This window comes from Paenibacillus sp. SORGH_AS_0306 (genome assembly GCF_030819345.1).
Lineage (GTDB): Bacteria > Bacillota > Bacilli > Paenibacillales > Paenibacillaceae > Saccharibacillus > Saccharibacillus kyungheensis.
In genome coordinates this window covers 2,657,266-2,677,658 of the sequence record NZ_JAUTBP010000001.1, presented here as the reverse complement: position 1 = coordinate 2,677,658, position 20,393 = coordinate 2,657,266, and the positions used below count along the sequence as shown (strand labels likewise).

The 20,393-nt window shown below is 37.2% G+C and carries 23 protein-coding genes; 18 read left to right on the top strand and 5 right to left on the bottom strand.

What is annotated here, in order from left to right:
- The first annotated feature begins 12 nt into the window (after positions 1–12).
- From xseA to QE450_RS11555, 11 genes are all read left to right on the top strand, one after another.
- Positions 13–1,374, top strand: a complete 1,362-nt coding sequence (gene xseA / locus QE450_RS11605; protein ID WP_307299470.1) for an exodeoxyribonuclease VII large subunit — start codon at positions 13–15, stop codon at positions 1,372–1,374.
- Positions 1,361–1,621 (top strand): exodeoxyribonuclease VII small subunit, encoded by a 261-nt coding sequence (gene xseB / locus QE450_RS11600; RefSeq protein ID WP_273612941.1) that lies wholly within the window; start codon positions 1,361–1,363, stop codon positions 1,619–1,621. Before xseA ends, xseB begins: the two co-directional genes overlap by 14 nt.
- Entirely contained in the window at positions 1,614–2,516 is a 903-nt protein-coding gene (locus QE450_RS11595) for a polyprenyl synthetase family protein (protein ID WP_373461974.1), read from the top strand. Before xseB ends, QE450_RS11595 begins: the two co-directional genes overlap by 8 nt.
- Before the next feature lie 216 nt (positions 2,517–2,732).
- Positions 2,733–4,637 carry a 1-deoxy-D-xylulose-5-phosphate synthase gene (gene dxs, locus QE450_RS11590; RefSeq protein ID WP_273612940.1) on the top strand — a complete coding sequence of 635 codons (1,905 nt, stop codon included), beginning with the start codon at positions 2,733–2,735 and terminating at the stop codon, positions 4,635–4,637.
- A 106-nt stretch (positions 4,638–4,743) separates the two neighbouring features.
- Positions 4,744–5,601, top strand: a complete 858-nt coding sequence (locus QE450_RS11585; protein WP_301263226.1) for a TlyA family RNA methyltransferase — start codon at positions 4,744–4,746, stop codon at positions 5,599–5,601.
- A gap of 468 nt (positions 5,602–6,069) precedes the next feature.
- Positions 6,070–6,519: a transcriptional regulator AhrC/ArgR gene (gene ahrC, locus QE450_RS11580; RefSeq protein WP_069329109.1), complete on the top strand. Its 450-nt coding sequence runs from the start codon at positions 6,070–6,072 to the stop codon at positions 6,517–6,519.
- A gap of 134 nt (positions 6,520–6,653) precedes the next feature.
- Entirely contained in the window at positions 6,654–8,393 is a 1,740-nt protein-coding gene (gene recN, locus QE450_RS11575; protein ID WP_307299469.1) for a DNA repair protein RecN, read from the top strand.
- 326 nt (positions 8,394–8,719) lie between these two features.
- Positions 8,720–9,553 (top strand): sporulation transcription factor Spo0A, encoded by an 834-nt coding sequence (gene spo0A / locus QE450_RS11570; protein WP_204823437.1) that lies wholly within the window; start codon positions 8,720–8,722, stop codon positions 9,551–9,553.
- Between the two features lie 156 nt (positions 9,554–9,709).
- Positions 9,710–9,931: a type II toxin-antitoxin system HicA family toxin gene (locus QE450_RS11565; protein ID WP_307299468.1), complete on the top strand. Its 222-nt coding sequence runs from the start codon at positions 9,710–9,712 to the stop codon at positions 9,929–9,931.
- A 34-nt stretch (positions 9,932–9,965) separates the two neighbouring features.
- The gene (locus QE450_RS11560; protein ID WP_274172359.1) at positions 9,966–10,358 is read left to right on the top strand and encodes a toxin-antitoxin system HicB family antitoxin; all 393 of its coding nucleotides are present in this window, start codon (positions 9,966–9,968) and stop codon (positions 10,356–10,358) included.
- A gap of 195 nt (positions 10,359–10,553) precedes the next feature.
- Positions 10,554–12,233, top strand: a complete 1,680-nt coding sequence (locus QE450_RS11555) for a DUF6119 family protein (RefSeq protein WP_307299467.1) — start codon at positions 10,554–10,556, stop codon at positions 12,231–12,233.
- Between the two features lie 130 nt (positions 12,234–12,363).
- Here the strand turns inward: QE450_RS11555 and QE450_RS11550 are convergent, their stop codons facing one another.
- Positions 12,364–12,591: a helix-turn-helix domain-containing protein gene (locus QE450_RS11550; RefSeq protein WP_307299466.1), complete on the bottom strand. Its 228-nt coding sequence runs from the start codon at positions 12,589–12,591 to the stop codon at positions 12,364–12,366.
- Between the two features lie 150 nt (positions 12,592–12,741).
- Between QE450_RS11550 and QE450_RS11545 the strand changes: the two genes are divergently transcribed.
- Positions 12,742–13,041, top strand: coding sequence for a hypothetical protein (locus QE450_RS11545; protein ID WP_273612935.1), 300 nt, complete (start codon positions 12,742–12,744; stop codon positions 13,039–13,041).
- Between the two features lie 104 nt (positions 13,042–13,145).
- Here QE450_RS11545 and QE450_RS11540 read toward each other — a convergent pair whose 3' ends face one another.
- Positions 13,146–13,685: a GNAT family N-acetyltransferase gene (locus tag QE450_RS11540; protein WP_307299465.1), complete on the bottom strand. Its 540-nt coding sequence runs from the start codon at positions 13,683–13,685 to the stop codon at positions 13,146–13,148.
- A gap of 93 nt (positions 13,686–13,778) precedes the next feature.
- Here QE450_RS11540 and QE450_RS11535 point away from each other — a divergent pair, with 93 nt between their 5' ends.
- A complete protein-coding gene (locus QE450_RS11535) occupies positions 13,779–14,387 on the top strand; it encodes a hypothetical protein (RefSeq protein WP_307299464.1) in 609 nt (202 codons plus the stop codon).
- Between the two features lie 42 nt (positions 14,388–14,429).
- Here QE450_RS11535 and QE450_RS11530 read toward each other — a convergent pair whose 3' ends face one another.
- Together QE450_RS11530 and QE450_RS11525 are read right to left on the bottom strand one after the other, a co-directional pair.
- Complete coding sequence (locus QE450_RS11530) at positions 14,430–15,293, bottom strand: AraC family transcriptional regulator (protein WP_307299463.1); 864 nt, start codon at positions 15,291–15,293, stop codon at positions 14,430–14,432.
- A gap of 236 nt (positions 15,294–15,529) precedes the next feature.
- Positions 15,530–16,009, bottom strand: a complete 480-nt coding sequence (locus tag QE450_RS11525) for a hypothetical protein (RefSeq protein WP_307299462.1) — start codon at positions 16,007–16,009, stop codon at positions 15,530–15,532.
- 168 nt (positions 16,010–16,177) lie between these two features.
- On the opposite strand from QE450_RS11525, the gene QE450_RS11520 reads away from it, so the two are divergent.
- The 5 genes from QE450_RS11520 (at position 16,178) to QE450_RS11500 (ending at position 19,919) form a co-directional block, all read left to right on the top strand.
- Positions 16,178–16,561, top strand: coding sequence for a VOC family protein (locus QE450_RS11520; RefSeq protein ID WP_273612930.1), 384 nt, complete (start codon positions 16,178–16,180; stop codon positions 16,559–16,561).
- 567 nt (positions 16,562–17,128) lie between these two features.
- Positions 17,129–17,731: a hypothetical protein gene (locus QE450_RS11515; protein WP_307299461.1), complete on the top strand. Its 603-nt coding sequence runs from the start codon at positions 17,129–17,131 to the stop codon at positions 17,729–17,731.
- A 204-nt stretch (positions 17,732–17,935) separates the two neighbouring features.
- On the top strand, positions 17,936–18,388 hold the full coding sequence (locus tag QE450_RS11510; protein WP_274172370.1) for a hypothetical protein: 453 nt from the start codon (positions 17,936–17,938) through the stop codon (positions 18,386–18,388).
- A gap of 221 nt (positions 18,389–18,609) precedes the next feature.
- On the top strand, positions 18,610–19,101 hold the full coding sequence (locus QE450_RS11505) for a hypothetical protein (RefSeq protein WP_273612927.1): 492 nt from the start codon (positions 18,610–18,612) through the stop codon (positions 19,099–19,101).
- A gap of 287 nt (positions 19,102–19,388) precedes the next feature.
- Positions 19,389–19,919, top strand: coding sequence for a VanZ family protein (locus tag QE450_RS11500; protein WP_307299460.1), 531 nt, complete (start codon positions 19,389–19,391; stop codon positions 19,917–19,919).
- Positions 19,920–20,074: 155 nt separating this feature from the next.
- Here QE450_RS11500 and QE450_RS11495 read toward each other — a convergent pair whose 3' ends face one another.
- Positions 20,075–20,245: a hypothetical protein gene (locus QE450_RS11495; RefSeq protein WP_273612925.1), complete on the bottom strand. Its 171-nt coding sequence runs from the start codon at positions 20,243–20,245 to the stop codon at positions 20,075–20,077.
- Positions 20,246–20,393: the final 148 nt, after the last annotated feature.

The window sequence follows — 20,393 nt, the reverse complement described above, 5'->3', positions numbered from 1 at the left end:
GCGGCTGATGGTATGCAGCAGCAAAAAGTCTATTCAATCAAAGAAATAAACAAATATATTCGGATGAAAATGGAATCCGATCCATTGTTGTCCGAGGTGTGGTTACGCGGTGAAATTTCGAATTTCACCCATCATTCCAGTGGACATATGTATTTTACGTTAAAAGATGAAAGCAGTCGTATCAAAACGATTATGTTTGCTTCTCACAATCAGCGTCTTCCTTTTATACCTAAAGAAGGCGCTAGAGTGATGGCAAAAGGAAATATCTCTGTATTTGAGCGGGACGGACAGTATCAATTTTATGTGACGCAAATGCAACCGGATGGCATAGGAAGTCTATATCTTGCCTATGAACAGCTCAAGCAGAAGTTAGAACATGAAGGTCTTTTTGATTCTACACGTAAGCGTCCATTACCTCTGTATCCCAAAGTGATCGGTGTGATTACTTCCGGTACAGGAGCAGCAGTGCGAGATATTTTAACAACGATTCGTAGACGATATCCGATCGTTAAGATTGAAGTCTACCCTGTACTGGTGCAAGGAAAAGGAGCAGGAGCTTCTGTCGTCAAAGCGATCCAAAATTTCAATCGTATGCAAGAAGCAGATGTATTGATTGTCGGTCGTGGTGGTGGATCACTCGAAGAATTATGGGCGTTTAATGAAGAAATCGTGGCACGTGCTATCGCTTCTTCAACGATTCCTATTATTTCTGCGGTCGGTCATGAGACTGACTTTACGATTGCTGACTTTGTAGCCGATCTTCGTGCTGCAACGCCTACAGCGGCGGCAGAGCTAGCTGTACCGAATATCAATGAACTACGCGCTCAAGTAGAACAACGGCGTAGACAACTTAAGCAAGGGCTGTTACGTCTATCTCAGCGTCAACGTGAACGACTAGAACGTCTACGTCGTGCACCTGTGTTGTTACATCCGCAACGTCATCTGGTTCAACATATGACGAGATTAGATATGTTAGAAAGACGGTTAAGTAGCAGTCTACAGCGTCGTGCTCATATTCAGCGTGATCGTCTGGGACGATTCAACCAGCGCTTAGCCCGTCATAATCCGCAAGAACAATTGATTTATGCTCGTCGTCGTACAGACGTAGCACGTCAACAACTGGAACTTCGTATGAGCAGTATTTTACGGCAAAAGCAACAAAAGTTGGGCTTCGGTATGAAGCAATTGGATGCGCTTAGTCCGCTTAAAGTGATGGCTAGAGGGTACAGTCTGGTGTATGACGAAAAAGAACAATTGGTCAAATCTGTACAGCAGGTGCAACAAGGCGATGCTATTATCGTCAATGTAGAAGATGGACAATTGAATTGTCAGGTGACAGAGATCAAGGAGGCGGCAACCGATGGCAAAAGCTGAAAAAGAAAAAGAGTTAAACTTCGAAGAAGCAATGGATCGTCTGGAAGAAATCGTCTCCGAACTGGAAAATGGAGATGTTCCATTGGAAAAAGCAATCGACCTTTTTCAACAAGGAATGAAATTGTCTCAAGTCTGCGGTTCGAAATTAGAGCAAGTGGAACGCAAAATCGAAATGATCGTAGAGGAAGATGGCGAACTGCGCAAAAAGCCGTTTGATGCATCAGAAAGCGGTGGCAGTATTGACTAATCGTCCGGATCTACAAACATATATGCAAGAGATTGCTACTTATGTGGGCGATCAACTGAAATTTGTTTTACCGATTGAGTGGAGTGTACCGGTCAATCTACAAGAATCGATGCAATATTCATTAATGGCAGGTGGCAAAAGACTGCGTCCATTATTCGTGATTGCCGCCGCTGAAGCTTTGGGTGGAAGCCGTCAAGCAGCTCTTCCTGTAGCTTGTGCTGTAGAAATGGTGCATACGTATTCACTTGTGCATGATGATCTACCAGCAATGGATAATGACGATTATCGTCGTGGTAAATTGACGAATCATAAAGTATACGGAGAAGCGATGGCGATTTTAGCGGGTGATGCGCTGTTAACGCAAGCGTTTTACACCGTAACCGAAGCAGCCAAAGCCGGTGTGCCTGCTGAAGCGGTATTAGCGATTATTAGCGATATGTCTGAATATGCAGGACCGCGCGGGATGGTAGGCGGTCAGGTGGCTGATATGGAAGGCGAGCAAGGTATGACCGAAATTGCTCAACTGGAATATATTCATTTGCACAAAACAGCCGATCTATTTATGTTCTCTTTGACTGCTGGTGCACGTACAGCGGGTGCAACTGAAGAACAGCTAGATGCCTTACGACGCTTCGGTTCTGACCTCGGTCTAGCGTTTCAAATTCAGGATGATATTCTGGATGTGATTGGAGACGAGGCATTACTGGGTAAAAAGACACAAAGCGATATTAAAGCTCAAAAAGTGACGTATCCTTACTTTATAGGACTCGAAGCTTCTCAAGCTGAGGTAGAACGCTTAACGGAAAGTGCGAAGCAAGCATTAGCAGAAGCTAATCTAGCAGATTCACAACGACTAGCCGAAATTGCAGATTATTTGATGAAAAGAGATCATTAATCGCAAGGTATGATCATTTTTGTTCGTCTATACGTATATAGGATAGACATTCATTATTCAGATACATCCATTTAGGCATTTTCGAAAAAAATGGAATGTTGTGATATAGTGAATAATAATATAAAAGATAGATGAAAAGTTAGGCAAGGTAAACATTATAATTTTAAAACCAATTGGATGTAGATAAGCATTCAACAAGGAAAGCGGGGAAATGGTGTGCTGCTTCCACAGATTCATCAACCAAGTGATCTTAAAGATCTAACAACAGAGCAATTAGCCGATTTAGCAGGTGAGATTCGTCAATTTCTGATCGAAAAATTGTCAGCAACTGGCGGGCACCTTGCTTCTAATCTGGGTGTAGTGGAGCTCACCCTGGCACTTCATTATTTGTACGATAGTCCAAAAGACAAAATGATTTTTGATGTTGGACATCAAGCGTATGTGCACAAAGTATTGACAGGACGGATGGATCGTTTTGATACATTGCGTAAATATAAAGGATTGTGCGGATTTGTCAAACGGAATGAAAGTGAACATGACGTATGGGAAGCTGGACATAGCAGCACTTCTTTATCTGCGGCTATGGGTATGGCACTTGCACGTGATTTCAAAAAAGAAGATAACAAAGTTATCGCGATTATTGGTGATGGTGCGTTAACAGGCGGTATGGCATTTGAAGCATTGAACCATATCGGTCATGAGCAACGTAAATTGACAGTTATTTTAAATGATAACGAAATGTCGATTGCTCCAAATGTAGGCGCAATGCACAAATATCTAGGCAAAATTCGCTCGGATAAAAATTATTTGCGTGCTAAAGATGAAATGGAATCATTGATCAAAAAGATTCCAGCAATCGGTGATAAAATTGCCAAAACGGCTGAAAAGCTTAAAGATACGCTGAAATATGCTATGGTATCGGGTGTACTATTTGAAGAATTAGGATTCACTTATCTAGGACCTGTCGATGGTCATGATATTCCTAAATTGTTGGAAACGTTGCAACAAGCGGATAATGTAGAAGGCCCGGTAATGATTCATGTCGTAACGATCAAAGGTAAAGGATATCTACCAGCAGAAGCGGATTCCTACAAATGGCATGGAATTACACCATACAAAATTGAATCCGGTCAAGTACTCAAAGCAGCAGGCGGTCATCCGATGTATACTGAAGTATTCGGTCAGACATTGATCGAACTTGCAGAGCAAGATGAGCGGATTGTAGCAGTGACACCAGCGATGCCAGGTGGTTCAGGATTGTTCCCATTTGCAGCGCGTTTCCCTGATCGTATGATTGATGTAGGGATCGCAGAGCAACATGCAGCTACGATGTGTGCGGCACTTGCAATGGAAGGCATGAAACCTGTCTATGCGGTATATTCTACATTTATGCAACGTGCGTATGATCAGATTGTGCATGATATTTGTCGTCATAATGCAAATGTAATGTTTGCCATTGATCGTGCTGGCTTTGTCGGTGCAGATGGAGAGACTCACCAAGGGGTATATGATATCGCATTTATGCGTCATATCCCGAATATGGTCATTATGATGCCGAAGGATGAAAATGAACTTCGTCATATGATGAAAACAGCTCTTGATTACAATGAAGGCCCTATCGCTTACCGTTATCCACGTATTAACGGCTTAGGTGTTCCTTTGGATCAAGTGTTAACAGCTATTCCTATCGGACAATGGGAAACGGTACGTGAAGGGGAAGGTTACGCGATTCTAGGTTCTGGGCCGATGGTTCAGCTTGGATTGGAAGTAGCCGATGAACTGAAACGTGACGGTATGAATGTGTCTGTAGTGAATGCGCGCTTTATGAAGCCGTTAGATGAGCAATTATTGCTTGATCTAGCTGCAAAAGGTACACGTATGCTTGTTGTCGAAGAAGCTTCCCAAGCAGGTAGTATGGGTAGTGCTGTGCTTGAATTCTATGCTTCAAAAGGATTACACGATGTTGCTGTAGGCATCATGGGTGTACCGGATGAATTTATCGAACATGGCAGTATCAAAGACCAACAACGTGAAGCAGGATTAACTACTGAAAATATCGCTACTGCTCTCAAAGCGCTTGCGCCAGGCGAAGCGATTACATTTCACAAAAACTCAGTCTAATCTTTTTATAAATACACCATAAGATCAACAGAAGCGAAGCGGAGAGTATTTTGTCCGCTTCGTTTCATGTTGTTATCTCATTTTGCAAGCTAGGAGATATCCAATCATGGCAAGTGATAAAGAACGAATTGACGTCTTACTCGTCGAACAAGGCTACTACGAGAGTCGTGAGAAAGCCAAAGCAGCCATTATGGCTGGATTAGTCTATGCAGGCACAGAACGTCTGGAGAAGCCCGGCATGAAGATCGCTCGGGATACAGATCTTAATGTCAAAGGTTCTGTTCATCCATATGTAAGTCGTGGCGGATTGAAGCTAGAGAAAGCACTCAAACATTTTGAAATCCCGATGACAGGACGAACGATGCTTGATATTGGTTCTTCAACAGGAGGATTTACCGACTGTGCATTACAACATGGAGCCGAATATGTATATGCGATTGATGTTGGTTACAACCAGCTTGATTGGTCACTTCGAAATCATCCACAAGTACAGGTAATGGAGCGGACGAACTTCCGTTATATGACACCGGATCAACTGGAAGGTCCACGACCTAATTTTGCAAGTATCGATGTATCCTTTATCTCGCTACGATTGATGTTACCACCGCTCAAAGACTTGCTAGATCGTCCTGCTGATATTGCAGCACTAATTAAGCCTCAATTTGAAGCCGGTCGTGACAAAGTGGGCAAAACAGGCGTTGTACGTGATCCGAAGATTCATGAAGAAGTATTGCTACATGTGCTTACTTTTGCCAGAGAAATCGGATACGTATTGAAAGGTGTTACTTTTTCACCGATTACCGGGGGAGAAGGGAATATTGAATTTCTAGCTCACTGGTATCTGCCTTCCGGTGAAGGAGACGATACTGCCGAGCAACTGGATGTTATCGATATTCCTGCACTTGCTTCGCAGACGGCGCTTGAAGCGGCTCATACGTTTCGCGGGGGTTCCGCTAAAAAGTAAAAATAATAAAGATCGATCGATATGGATTCAAACACAACAAAGACCTGATGTTCGGTGTATGTTACTGAGCTCAGGTTTTTTTGTTCGTATGTATTGATTCAACTGGAAGAAAAAACTAATTCCAAAAGACTATTGATTTACGAACAGGTATTCCTATATAATGAGAACGAACGTTCCGACTATAGCGCTTAGCACTATCAGTGTAGCCTATATGCTTCATAGCGAATTGACTCAATTGAGATCGCTGAAGCTTGGACCTTCTCGTTCTGGATGTTACAATAGGATAATCTGTTCGGCTAATGATCAATGATCCTCATATCTACAGTATTTTCCATTCACAAAAAGGAATATACGTATATGTTCACGAATAAAGATGTGAGCATGTTCTGTGTATGGTGCATAAATACACACAGATAGAGATAGCGGAAGGTTAAGACTATAGAGAGCACATCACAAACGGAGGTCTTTATGAAGGGACAACGACATATCAAAATACGGGAGATTATCACCCATCAAGATATCGAAACTCAAGACGATCTAGTCGAAGCATTGCGTAATGCAGGCTTTCAAGTAACACAAGCAACCGTATCACGGGATATTAAAGAACTATTACTAATCAAAATTCCAACGGATGACGGAAGGTATAAATATTCATTACCAACGGATCAACGTTATAACCCGGTGCAGAAGTTAAAGCGTGCATTGGTGGACAATTTCTTGCAAGTAGATTTTACAACTAATCTGGTGGTTATGAAGTTCTTACCAGGTACAGCGAATTCAATCGCAGCGCTTATCGATAATATGGAATGGCCTCAGATTATGGGAACTATTTCAGGAGACGATACGCTACTGATTATTTGCCGTCAACCGGAAGACAGCCAACAGGTGATTGATCAAATTATGAGCTTTATCTCGTAATCATCAATCTCGTTGTAATGGATACATTAATGTTCGGCTCGGCACACAAGCGGTCAGCCTAACAGCATGAGCTTGATCCATCTCGGTCTAAAAGCGTTGCTCTATAGTCTTTTATACGAAGAGGAGTGAGGCTCATGCTAGTTATGCTGAGCATTAAAAACCTGGCTGTTGTTGAAGAAATCGACGTTTATTTTCATAAAGGATTCCATGTACTGAGCGGTGAGACAGGTGCAGGTAAATCAATTATTATTGATGCATTAGGTCTAATTGCAGGTAGTCGAGGTTCAGCGGAATTGGTACGTTACGGAAATGATAAAGCTGAGATGGAAGCGTTATTCGAGCTACGTGGAGATCACCCGGTATGGGATACGATGTCACGGCTTGGCATTCAGGGAACCGCAGAAGAACATCTAGTCATTCGCCGTGAAGTGACAGCGAGTGGTAAGAGTACTGCGCGTATTAATGGACAGTTAGTGAATCTGACGATGTTGCGTGAGATCGGTGAGCAACTGGTCAATATTCATGGACAGCATGAGCACCAATCTTTGATGAAGCCAGAACGTCATCTGAGCTTGCTAGATACATTCGGATTTGCTGATATCAATCCAGTGAAAATTCAATATCAACAACAATATGCAGACTATGCCAAAGTAGAACGTGAATTACGTGATCTACAAGAAACCAGTCAGAAAACATATCAAATGCTAGACCTATACCGTTTCCAACTTGAAGAAATTGCGTCAGCAGAACTTGAAGTAGGAGAAGATGATCTATTACAAGAAGAACGTCTACGTCTATCTCATAGTGAGAAAATGATGGAAGCGATCGTAGGTGGATATCATTCGATCAATGGAGACGGCGGTATGGGTTCTGTAACGGTCGCTATTTCACAGCTAGAAGATGTAGCTCGTTACGATTCCAAAGCATTAGATCCAATTTTAGAGCAGTTACAATCGGCTTTTTATCAGTTGGAAGATGCTGCTTATCAATTGCGTAGCTATCGTGAAAATATCGAATTTAATCCAGGTCGTCTGGAAGAAGTAGAGACTCGTCTGAATCAGATCTCTGGTCTGCGTCGTAAGTATGGAGACAATGTAGAAGAAATTCTGACCTACTATGAGAAAATTCAACATGAGACAGATCTGCTTGAAAATAAAGACGAACGTCTGGCTGAAATGACAGAACGTCGGGATCGCTTACGGGATAAATTGCTTCAGACTGGTGAGAAACTAAGTAAGATTCGCCGTAAAGCAGCAGATGAACTGGCTAATCAAGTCGAAGCAGAGCTTAAACATTTGCAAATGGAACGTACTTCACTACGTGTCAATATGGATTATATTGATGATCCTAATGGAGCAGAGTGGAATGGACGAACAATTCGCGTTACCCGTCAAGGGATCGATAATGCAGAATTCCTGATCTCTCCTAACCCGGGTGAACCTTTACGTCCACTGGGTAAAATTGCTTCCGGTGGTGAGTTGTCACGTATTATGCTTGCACTGAAAAGTATCTTTGCTCGTCATGATCAAGTCCCTGTACTGGTATTTGATGAAGTTGATACAGGGGTGAGTGGTCGGGCAGCTCAGTCGATTGCAGAGAAATTGTTCAAATTATCTGCTGATTGTCAGGTATTCTCGATTACTCACTTACCGCAAGTAGCTTGTATGGCAGATCATCAATACCTGATCGAAAAGAATATTATTGGAGATCGCACAGCGACTCGTGTGACTTCGCTTCATGAAGATGGACGTGTCGGTGAACTGGCTCGTATGCTAGGTGGAGTAGAGATTACCGAGAAAACGAATCATCATGCTCATGAAATGTTGAAGCTTGCTGAAGCGCGTAAAGATAGTTCTACGTATGCAGTACACTAAGCAAATGCACAAGTGATGCTCAAGTCAAAAGGAAGAGCTTAAAGCTCTTCCTTTTGTGTTATACATATAGATAAGGTCTGTTCATCAACCAAGTTAGCAAATATGGAAAAATAATCCGCTTTTTTACATTCGACAGCAGGAATACCCTTGTTGATGTCGAAAACTATACTAAAGAGTCCAAAACAGTCAAATTTCTGTAAAGACTTTGTGATCACTGTGATTAAAGTTCAAATATAGTCTTCAATCATTCCCAAACAGTCTAATGATGCAAGTCCAACGAACCGCTATATCATAGTCAAAGAAAACTCATAAGGAGGAATTATACCGTGTCAGATATCAAAGTATTATTAGCGGACGATAATCGTGAATTTACCAATATGCTTGCTGAATATATTTCCAATCAAGAAGATATGGAAGTAGCAGGTATCGCATTTAATGGGGAAGAAGTATTGCAGATGATCGATCAATTACCAGATCTTCCAGATGTGTTGATCCTGGATATTATTATGCCACACCTCGATGGATTGGGCGTACTAGAACGCTTGCGGGATATGAATCTATCTCCAGCACCGAAGATTATTATGCTGACTGCATTCGGTCAAGAAAATATTACACAACGTGCAGTACAACTGGGTGCGTCTTACTACATCCTCAAGCCTTTCGATATGGAAGTACTGGTAAGTCGTGTGCGCCAATTGGTAGGATCGCCGATTACCAATAGCGGTGGCAATATGCAACCAGGTAATAGCAGCAATAGCATGGGCAACAAAGTCAATAACGGTCTACCGCCTGTAACAAGAGGCAAAAATCTGGATGCGAATATTACAGCAATCATCCACGAGATCGGCGTTCCTGCACATATCAAAGGCTACCAATACTTACGTGAAGCGATCACGATGGTCTACAACAATATCGAAATTCTAGGGTCGATCACCAAGACCTTATATCCTGCAATCGCAGACAAGTTCAAAACAACCCCTTCCCGCGTAGAACGCGCCATTCGCCACGCCATCGAAGTGGCTTGGACAAGAGGGAATATTGATAGTATCAGTCATTTGTTCGGCTATACGATTAATATTAGTAAGAGTAAGCCTACTAACAGTGAGTTTATTGCGATGGTAGCAGATAAGTTGAGAATTGAGCATAAGGTTCCGAATTAAATAGTAATAATACACTAATGAAGTAAATTAAAAATAGCACTTATTTCTAAGATACTATTTCTTAGAAATAAGTGCTATTTTAGTATTCAAACTAGTACTGTATTGAACTATGATATCATATATGATATCATTATTTTAAAGGAGGAGTTGTTATTTATGGCATCTGTTGAAAAAATAATAGATAAGATGAGAAATCAACCAAGAGGTGTATCATATAGCGAAGCAGCAAAAGTTTTAATCTATTATGGATATGAATTAAAACGTAAAAGAGGTTCTCATAGAATATATGGAGATTCTAATGGAAATGTATTTGTTTTAAAAGAAGAAGATCCTTTAAAGATTTCATACATAAAAGAAATGATAGATCGATTATTATAAATGTATAGATATTAAATAGAAGGAGTGAAAAGGAATGAGTAAAGATATAGAGTATTATATGAATCTTCCTTATACTATAGAAATTACTAAAAGAAATGATGGGGATGGTATCTATTACTTTGCTAGAATTGAAGAACTTTCTGGCTGTCACACTGATGCACCTACCATTGCAGAAGCAATTGCTGAATTAGAAGAAATACAACGTGATTATTTAGAAGTTAAATTGGAGTCTGGTGCAGAAATCATAGAGCCCAACGAGGATTTGCCATCTGGACAAATACCTTTACGTATGCCTAAAACTATGCACAAGCAATTGCTAAATGCCGCTAAAAAAGAAGGCGTATCGGCTAATCAATTTGCTGTTGTTCATTTAGCTCAAGCATTAGGATTGCCCAAAAATCTTGGTGGAGAAAAGTTGAAATTATAGTAGTAAAGCAAAGTAAAGACCAATGCTAATAATAGTATTGGTCTTTTTTGTTTATATAAATTTTTCTACTTTAAAGAAATATATTAAATATTATTTTATATAATGTTAATCATTGTCTTATTTTGATAATTAATATATATTGTAACCAAAATTAACTGTTTATTTTTTATTATATTTCAGACGGGATGATTGTTTATGGAAATTTCTATTTATAAAGAAATCACTACTGAAAAAATATTTTTAGAGTATCTAATCGAAAAAAAACTTAAACAAGTAGGAAAATCTAAAGTATACAGTAGTAAAATTTTTATTGATGATAAAGAATTAATCAAAAAAATGCAAATTAAATTTTTCTCAAAAGTCGAATCAGAACAATCTCAAATTGAGTGGTTAAATTATTGGGGAACTTTTTTTGGAGGTAGCGCTAGTAACTCTAAAACTATAGAATCAGCATATGGCATAATATTTATAAAAATACAAAGAGAAATTTATGTTATATCATTAGGTCGTGGACATCATTATGCTAGTTCATCCGCTGATTTTGATTTCGGGTTTGATATTGCAGAAATTATACATGATGATGCTTCAATAGATGTTAAATCCTCTAAATTTTTCAAACAATCCAAAAATAAGTCGCTAACTCAGTATAATAGTAATTCATTTGTAATGACTGAAATTGGAGAAAGTCATGAATTGCTAATTAGTAAAATAATTATGAATAAAAAGTTCTCTAAATTTTTGCTATATAAATATGAGAATAAAATGAAATTTGGAGTATCTGTTAAGTTAGAAATTAATAATTACAACCCACCTGAAATTTTTGATATTGTGCATGAATTACAATGGATTCTAAAAAATGAGAAAAAATCGGGTCAATTGCCTAGAATGAATATTTTAAAAAATAATATTGACAATAAACCTATGATTGCAGATTTAAATAAGGAATTATTAGAAAGTCTAAAAAGCTTAAAATCAAGTGTTTCACTGTCTTACTTTGTTGAAGAAAATGGCGATATGTTAAGCGAAATAGTAATGGATGATACCGTGCAATTAGTATATAACAAAGCTTATGATATTCCAGTTTATAATATGGAAAATATCTCTAAATTATTAGTAGAAATTAATTGTGAAGATATAAATTCTGTTAAAATAAGACCAAAATCAGATAAAAATAAACATATAAAATTAGTTCGTTTATTGGATTTCAGTACAGTTTATAGAGGGAAAAATTATTGTCTTTATAAAGGTAAATGGGCAAATTTTAATAAATCTTATTTAGAGTTTATTCAACAAGAAATTCTGAATGTAAATGAGATTGCTTTATATAATGAAGAATTCAATCTTACAGATGATGTCTTACTAAAAGGAAGAAAAATTCAAAAAGCTGATATAGAAAAATATGATCAAGTTTCGTATGCTGAATATCCTTTCAATATTTTTTTAGAAAAAAATTACAACTATAAATTGCTAGACCGGGTAAAAGGTCAAGAATATTATAAAAGTGTAGAGTTTGCCGATTTGTATGATGATACGAGTCAAGCATTGATACATGTTAAGATAGGCGCTACACCAGATTTAAGAGTCTGTATTCAACAATCTACTCATAGTGCAGAGATACTAAATACTCAAGAAAATGCACTAAAATTTCATAATATTACCAAAGTCAATAAAATATCAATGCTTTTAATTTTAGACTCTTTTAGAGTAATTTTGGAAGATGGAACTATTGATTTCTCAAAGAATTCATCTATATATTTTAAAATAGAAGTTATTGAATGGCTAATTAAAATTAGAACTTTAGGATATGTACCTGAGATTATAATTGCTAAAGATTTAAGAAAGAAGATACCTAAAAAAAAGATCAAGAATTCTTAATCTTTTTTAATAACTTTATTGTTAAATCGATTATTTCTAAAATTCCAATATAATTACTTGATAAAAAAGAATTCAGATAGTTGTATTTGAGTAAGATTTCTTTTCTAAATAGCTTCTTTATAAAAGCATATTAACTCTCAAAACTATTATCTTCGACAAGATCCATAAGTTCAGATATATCTTTAATATCCATCGCATCTGCAATCTTTTCAAGATTAGCAATATTCAGTTCTTGATAGTTATTATTACAAAGCATTGAAATTTTAGATTGAGGGACACCAGAAAGAGCTTCGAGTTCTTTTTGAGTCATTGATCTATCTTTTAATGCTTGTTTTAGTTTGATAACAAGTTTGACCATATTTCCTCCTGAAAGTATTGACTATATATCGATATCGTGATATTCTTTGAAAGAAGGGAATATATCGATATCGGTATATTGAAATGGTGTAATTGTATGTACAGCTTATGCAATCCTGGTAATTAATCATGCAGAAAGTAGAGGTATAATATGACCCAACTACTACATAGAAAAGCCCAAATCAAAGAAGCCTTCAATCAGTTCATATCCACACGTATGGATCAAGTGAGTGAGGATGCTATTTCGCCTTCGCCTGAGTATCAAGCTCTCACTACCGAATGTACAGAACTATTTGCCACTATCTATGATCAACTTCCGTCAGATATCCAAATTCTGTTCACCCAATACGAAGAAGTGGTGACGCTTATTCAAGGATTAGCAGAATCGACGATGTATGAGCAGGGGATCAAAGATGGCTTGCAATTAAGTCAGGTGTTGTACAGTTATTGAATTTGCATATCCTCTAAAATAAACATGTCCTACATATGTATATCAGCCAAATCATAACGTACAATTGCATATTTTTCAATTCCGTTTAACCTCATTATAAGCTTTTAATACTTTTTGTACTCTATTAACCAACAATCCCGATATTCACCTTCATGCCATTCATGGTTGGGTAATAATTTTACTTTTTGGAATCCACATTTTTCATAACAATGGAGTGCTCTCGTATTCCATGTCTGAGGGTCCATTGCGATGCGGTGGGCTTGTTTTTGCTGTGTGAGGAAGGTGATCATTGTCTGGATGAGTAGAGTACCAATACCCCGATTCCAATAGTCTGGTTCGCCGATAAACTGATCCATCCCATAGATCACTTCATTAGAGTCATGATATCCGTATGTATCTCTGCTCTCTTGATCTAATAGGTAATATTGAATATAACCTATCGGTACACCATCATATTCAATGATAAACTGAACATCTTCATTATCTGGATCGTAAAAGATTTCAGTGACTTTGTCCAGATCCAGAGGTTTATCTCGACCTTGATAATATTGCAAAACTGTAGGATCGGACATCCATTTTGCAAGGTTATTTTTATCTTCAATGGTAAGAGAACGAATTGTTAAATGATCATATGAAATAAGCATAGCATTCTCCTTAGAAGTAATTAATAACTTATACATTATATTTAGTATAATATACTTTTAAACTATCATAATACGTAGAGGAGTATATTACTTATGATCAGTGAAGCAGTATTCGAATCTTTTTTCAACAAGGTAGCTACTCGCTTAAAACGTTATCAAAATGCTCCAAACAATCTAATTACTGAAGATTGTATTCGATATGATTTCTATGCTACTTTGCTTCAATATTTTGCAAGTGATGATCTGATTACTGAATATCCACATGATCATGAATTGTTAAAGAGAAAAGAAATTGATCTAGTCGTTAATAATGATGCTTATACTGCTATTTTTGAATTTAAATATTATCGGAAAATACCTAGTCAAAAAGAAGATCGAACTTCAAGACTTGCAAGTATTTATATCGATATCATCAAATTAAAATTATCTTCTATTAGCATCCATAAATTTTTTGTATTATTAACAGATCAAGTCATGTATAAATATATTTTAAATAATGGATATGAATATATCTTTTCTAATCAACAATCAACTCCATTTGATTTCTATTTATCCCCTAAACATCTAGAAGGTAAGCATTTTAACAATCAAGCTATCAAAAAATTAGGTAAAGATCATAATTTTAATGAATTGGTATCTTTAAGTAAAGTGTATGAGAATAACGTAACCAATACTTATTTATATATCTATAAAGTACATTGAAAGATGGAAATTGCAGTACATGATGAGTAATAGACACCAACGTTACGACCATTCTTTTCGGTAACTAAGCGGGGTGCAATTGACTCTGGCTTTGAATAAATTGATAAAATGAGATACATTGTCTACGCCGACTTCATTGGCGATTTCTTGGACGCTTTTGTCGGAATATTGTAGCATGCCTTTGGCAGCATTGATCCGAATATGGATCAGGTATTCGATCGGAGGGAGTCCGATATATTGTTTGAAATCTTTGGTTAGTTGAAATTTGTTCATCCCGTATTGTCTGGCAAGCTGGTCGAGTGTGATCGCTTGCGTGTAGTTATGTTCGAGATAAGTTTGCATATTCAGAATTTTGGAAGGGATGCTGTATGTATTGTCTTTGGCATAGATCGTCGTTAAGATGACCTCGGTTAACAATTGGGTGAGGAGTTGAGCATTCAGAAGCTCTGTTTTCTGTGTACGTGTGTATTGCAGATTGAGTAATTGTTGAGCCAGCTCCAGGATAAGCGAAGACGATTGCGAATGATATACCGGCATCTGATTATTGTCATATTGATCATAATAGCCCGCTATTGTGGCTCCATACATATGGATCGATAACGTTTCCCATGGTTGTTCGGACTTCGCTTCATAGCGGTATTCTTCTTTGCAATCGATCCAGAAGAAATCACCTGATTGTAATAGAAAAGACTGTCCTCGATAATACAGACAACCACTACCGGACAATGTATATAAGAACAGATAGGACGCAATTTTGGCATGCTTAATAGAAGAAGATGAATCGATATAATGATACCCGATTTCTTGAATATACAGATAAGTGGATTGAGCGACAGGAGAAGGGGTGAGAATAAAGCGGATAGGCTTTTGAGAGAAATGATGTAAGTCGTTTTCGCTGGATATCATTATGAATGTACCTCCTGCGTTAAAAAATAGATAGCTAATTGAATATTAATATTACATATTGTAAGCGTTCTCTTAAAAGTTGGCAATTATTTTTCACAGGGTGTATAGAAATAGATGTACCAAAGTAGAGAAATTAAATAATAACCCTCTAGCTTCTGCTTATGATAACAAGCGTAAGTCAGAGGGTTATCTATCTGTATGTTATACGTTTTTAAAATGAGTTGTAGATATTATCGTTAAGAAGCAAAATAGTGTACCGATATTTTTTGGTGAGATGTTTGTTGGATATTGAATCCTGCTATCACAAAACGGAATTGAACAGCACCACGACCACCATCTGCATTAGGGTCTGGAGCCAGACTGATATCACTATTATAAGAATAATCGTATACGTTTACATTAACAGGAACCCATTTTTTCTTAACTACATCATAGCCTTCATAGGATAAAACGATACGTTCATCCGAACGAAGGGTAAGATCAGCTGTTGCTGATACCAGATCTTTATAAGAAGGGAATGTACTCGATTTGACAACAGAGTTTCCTTTTTGAAGCACAAGGTCGAAATTGAGATCAATATTCTGACTATCGATCGAAGAAGGAGTAGTTTCTTGAGTTGCTGTAGAAGTAGCCGCATAAGCAGATGAATGGAAAGGAACTACGAGCGCTAGTGCTGTCACTGTTGTAAGACCCAATGTAACCCATGTTTTTTTCATTATTTATTTCTCCTTTGAATACTAATTTGAACAGCATATGCCTAGTAAATAGAATCCCTTTTTCACGTTTCACTCTCTAACTGAATTTACTTTATCCATACATACAGGATAATATAGAAAAAGAATGTTCCAACAATGAATAAAAAAAGACAAAAGGAGAACACAAACATGATTGAATTTGAATATATTCATCATATGAGTTTGGCAGTACGTGATATTAATAGATCTCGTGTCTTTTATTCTGACGTACTTCAATTGAAAGAAATTGAGCGTCCGCCATTTGATTCTGTAGGAATATGGTATGCAATAGGTGAGCAACAGTTGCATTTGATACAGCAACCGCAAGGAGAAACATTACGTGAGGGGAATATTGATTCAACAGATGGACATCTAGCTATCTGGGTAAGGAGTTATCGTCAGACATTGGAGTGGTTAGATCAACAAAATGTATTCTATGAAGCACGTCCCCATAGTTTGGCCGGCTTTGCACAGATTTATATTCTTGATCCTGATCATAATATTATAGAGTTGGATGCTCCCTATGAAGAGTAGACAAACAGAAAGAACTATACGCATTTAAATGAAAGTGCAATCTATCGTTTCGTCATAAACCTCCTTTGATGTTACGGATACCCTATATTCAGGAAGTTATTTGGCTTATGTAATAGGATTTAACTTCATATTAACATAGTTTCCTTAATAAGTTAGTTTTATATGAAAAAAAATATGAATTACTCGGAAAAATATTTTTTTGCATATAAAAAGACCACCCGAAGGTGGTCTTTCTAACCCGATGGCGCTAATTGAAATCTTTGATCCGCATCCCGCGCCTCCGAAGTTCGTGTAGTTTAGACAAGAACCTCGGATTGGGTAAAGGACGCGTTCAACATGTTAATCTGAATGTTGACGCACCTCCTTTCTGTATGGACTAATATTACCATAGGTTTACATAAACAGCTAGTGTTTTTGACAAATATTTATAAAATAAGTGGATAGACCTAATGCTGTTATTTCCTCATTCCAAAGTCTTGATTCATTACTCATACTTGTAAAAAAAGTGCTGATTTATGATTCATTTCATGTATAATGCAAACGAGAATAATATTGAAGGAGGTTGTTATGCGGTTTGTAGAAAAAGACTGGACGACTTCTGTTATTCAGCATAAAAGAAGGCATACCGGTTGGATCATAGCCGTTGTTCTACTAATAGTAGTAACTGCACTGGCTGGCGTATTGTGGATAAGCAATCAGAAGCTTTATACAACCATATACCAGAGTGAGCAGAGCAATCAGGCGCTAACCAAGAAGCTTGAGAGGTATCAACAAGAGTTAACAACCGTCCAAAAGAATGTGAGGACAATAGAAGAAGATACCGCTATTCATGATATGACCCATCAGATCGAAGATTATGTGGCGACAGATGATTTTGTAGTCAATAAAATTTACTTTTACAAAGATCCATCTCATCAATTAGAGTATCTATATATTGATATTTACAATCAACCGAAGATGGAACCGTATTATAGCGCGCAGGGGGTATATAATTTACCAGATCAGCAGGTACAAGCCAAATGTGAGCAGATGATTGACGATGTCCACCAATTATATGCAGAAGGTGAATATTTACCGACGTGGAATAAAAAGACGGTTGTATATATGACGATCAATAATTATGAGATCGGTAATAATATCAACGGCAAATTTCAATTAACTGTCAAATAAAATGATCCAAATCTACATTTCTTAGATTTAACGATTTCAAAAAACGAATAATTGATATATAATGATCAAAAGTTTAATCGTATTAATTATGTATGTTGAATCAAGTTCTAGTCTTGCCTTAATGTTAACATTAGTGTTATAAATTATTAACATTAGTGTTATAATCTAAGGAAGCTCAAAAATGATTGGGTACAGGAAACTTCTATGAATCATAATGAATTAAAGTTAGAAATAGAATTAATTCCCGAATCGACAATGCACTTGAATCTTCGTAATCGATTAACTTCTTATCAGTGGCGACAATTCAGCCAGGATATTCAAAAGCGTGATCAGTATACCTGCTGTATCTGTCATCGTGTCAAAGGGGATACGATCGATAAGCTACATTGTCATGAGATATGGACATTTGATACAGACGCACAAGTTCAGTACCTGAACGGGTTTCAGTCGTTATGTTTCCAATGTCATATGATCAAGCATATTGGCTTTGCTACGATGAATGATTGGGTAGAAAAATATCAATTAATAGAGCATTTTTGTACTGTAAATGAGGTCTCCCGTAAGCAATATGCTCAGCATTTTCATGATGCTGTCCAATTGTGGATTGCCCGCAACCAGATAACTTGGCATGTCGATCTGGGCGATTATATAAGTTAAGCAATGGTACATAATCATCGCGAATAGGGGGGATAGGCTAGAAAGTAGGGTCCGATGCTTGCTGACTTATTTGTAACAAAAATGTAATAATCCGTTTTACCGGGAATAAAACGGCATATATGTACTAGCGAATTCAATATCATGGGATTTTAGTTAATTTCGTGCTTTGATAAAAACGATGATTTATAGTACATTAGCTTTGAAGAAAGAGGAGGTTTCTAATGTACTCAAGCAGACCAAGCGATGCTTTGCACATCATGACATACACCTTGAACAGTGGTATAAAAGGTACTGTACCTTTATCGAACCAGCAGATCGAGGAATGGCTTGAAAGTTATAGAAGCAATACGCGTTATGTGACTAATATAGGTAAAGAATTTTTTGGGTTGAATCCCGAATTAGTTGCTGATTTTAAAGTACAAAATCAATTCTCTGATCATCAACGTGTGATTGTTCCGATTCAGCCGGAAGAACAACATCCTGCTGAGGACTTGAGCACTGCTTATAAAGCGAATGAGATTTTGATCAAAGTGGATTGTAAATGTGGAACAGCTTATACTACAGATTCACCATTTATGCGTACCAAATGGTATTGCACAAAGTGTAAAGAGATTGTGTTCCTTGATCCGAAAAAAGGAAAAGTGGAAACATCACGTGGTGAAGCTTTCTATATGACAAATAAATATTTTGTAGAACGTGCTCCTATCGAATAGAATAAGAATTCTGTAATTGCAACGTGAAAAATGACTGTTTGTCTAGACAAGTTTGTACTTGATAAATAGGTTAACGACTAGCTAGTATGTTTGATTAAAGACACGATAGGGTCGATAAGATAAAAACATACTAGGATAGCCGTATGTGCTGAAAAATACATAGTGTAATAACCAAAACAGTCTGGTAAAGATCGGGCTGTTTTTTGATATGTTGCTTTGGACAGTGGGATGATCAGATGTGCAGGATATGATATACTATGCTGCATATGTTTGGAGGGATAAGCTGAATGAGTTCTATCTATAGTAGTCGAAAATTTCCGTACGTTCGCTGGATCATATGGACGGTACTGGCGTTAGCATGGATGGCTTTTATTTTTTACAAATCCAATCAACCGTATATTGAGCAGGATTTGAAGCCGTTTTTGGCAGACTTGATTCCAGAGTCCACGTTGTCTACATTTACACCTACGATTGAATTTTCGTATGATGGTTATCTGGTAAGTGGCACATCGCCTTATGATTTTTTTGAATTTTTTATTCGTAAAATAGCGCATGTGGTTGAATTTGCAATTCTGGCGTTTTTGTTATGTCGTGTGTTTTCTCCACTGACACGCCGAGAGTATGCGCCGATTATCTGGGCAGGTATTGTATCTTATCTATATGCGTTGTCGGATGAATGGCATCAGACATTCATATCAGGACGAACAGGGCATTTTACAGATACATTAGTCGATGGAATTGGGATCGTATTGGTTATGTTATTTTATATTTTGATCCGTAGACGCAAGCATAAAAAGAGCGGACTTCGGTTTCGCTAGACATCTATACCAATAGCATTTAATACAAAAATAGCATGCAACACAAAAAGTCGCTTTGATAAAAAAGCGACTTTTTATTTGCCAAAAATGATTATTCTATATTTAAAAATGCAGAATGATATCATGAATAGTTACATCATCGTAGGCGATGTATGTTATTTACTGATATTGATATAACGACCTACTAATTCACTAATTTTAGCTCTAACGATTAGATCCGAATTGCTACGATTATTTAGGATTAAATAGACATGTTTGATAAAATCATTTTTTTCCTCGTCGGTCAAGGTAGTAATATGTTGTTCCAACTCAATATTTACACTCATCATTATTCCTCCAATTCGGTATATATTTTTATATAGCATAACCTATAATGCTCAAATATCCAGTCATTTATAATTATTTCATTATATGAAAAATTCATAATAGATATACATTTATCGTTGAAAGCGTTATCTTCAAAACAATCAACAA

Excerpts from the sequence above, each read along its gene's own strand:
- recN (WP_307299469.1), top strand. The coding sequence starts at position 6,654 with ATGCTAGTTATGCTGAGCATTAAAAACCTGGCTGTTGTTGAAGAAATC.
- QE450_RS11540 (WP_307299465.1), bottom strand. The coding sequence starts at position 13,685 with ATGCTTATTTCATATGATCATTTAACAATTCGTTCTCTTACCATTGAA.
- xseA (WP_307299470.1), top strand. The coding sequence starts at position 13 with ATGCAGCAGCAAAAAGTCTATTCAATCAAAGAAATAAACAAATATATT.
- QE450_RS11545 (WP_273612935.1), top strand. The coding sequence starts at position 12,742 with ATGACCCAACTACTACATAGAAAAGCCCAAATCAAAGAAGCCTTCAAT.
- xseB (WP_273612941.1), top strand. The coding sequence starts at position 1,361 with ATGGCAAAAGCTGAAAAAGAAAAAGAGTTAAACTTCGAAGAAGCAATG.
- QE450_RS11565 (WP_307299468.1), top strand. The coding sequence starts at position 9,710 with ATGGCATCTGTTGAAAAAATAATAGATAAGATGAGAAATCAACCAAGA.
- QE450_RS11510 (WP_274172370.1), top strand. The coding sequence starts at position 17,936 with ATGAATCATAATGAATTAAAGTTAGAAATAGAATTAATTCCCGAATCG.
- QE450_RS11520 (WP_273612930.1), top strand. The coding sequence starts at position 16,178 with ATGATTGAATTTGAATATATTCATCATATGAGTTTGGCAGTACGTGAT.
- QE450_RS11550 (WP_307299466.1), bottom strand. The coding sequence starts at position 12,591 with ATGGTCAAACTTGTTATCAAACTAAAACAAGCATTAAAAGATAGATCA.
- QE450_RS11495 (WP_273612925.1), bottom strand. The coding sequence starts at position 20,245 with ATGAGTGTAAATATTGAGTTGGAACAACATATTACTACCTTGACCGAC.
- QE450_RS11560 (WP_274172359.1), top strand. The coding sequence starts at position 9,966 with ATGAGTAAAGATATAGAGTATTATATGAATCTTCCTTATACTATAGAA.
- QE450_RS11525 (WP_307299462.1), bottom strand. The coding sequence starts at position 16,009 with ATGAAAAAAACATGGGTTACATTGGGTCTTACAACAGTGACAGCACTA.
- QE450_RS11515 (WP_307299461.1), top strand. The coding sequence starts at position 17,129 with ATGCGGTTTGTAGAAAAAGACTGGACGACTTCTGTTATTCAGCATAAA.
- QE450_RS11535 (WP_307299464.1), top strand. The coding sequence starts at position 13,779 with ATGATCAGTGAAGCAGTATTCGAATCTTTTTTCAACAAGGTAGCTACT.
- QE450_RS11500 (WP_307299460.1), top strand. The coding sequence starts at position 19,389 with ATGAGTTCTATCTATAGTAGTCGAAAATTTCCGTACGTTCGCTGGATC.
- QE450_RS11555 (WP_307299467.1), top strand. The coding sequence starts at position 10,554 with ATGGAAATTTCTATTTATAAAGAAATCACTACTGAAAAAATATTTTTA.
- QE450_RS11505 (WP_273612927.1), top strand. The coding sequence starts at position 18,610 with ATGTACTCAAGCAGACCAAGCGATGCTTTGCACATCATGACATACACC.
- ahrC (WP_069329109.1), top strand. The coding sequence starts at position 6,070 with ATGAAGGGACAACGACATATCAAAATACGGGAGATTATCACCCATCAA.
- QE450_RS11530 (WP_307299463.1), bottom strand. The coding sequence starts at position 15,293 with ATGATATCCAGCGAAAACGACTTACATCATTTCTCTCAAAAGCCTATC.
- QE450_RS11585 (WP_301263226.1), top strand. The coding sequence starts at position 4,744 with ATGGCAAGTGATAAAGAACGAATTGACGTCTTACTCGTCGAACAAGGC.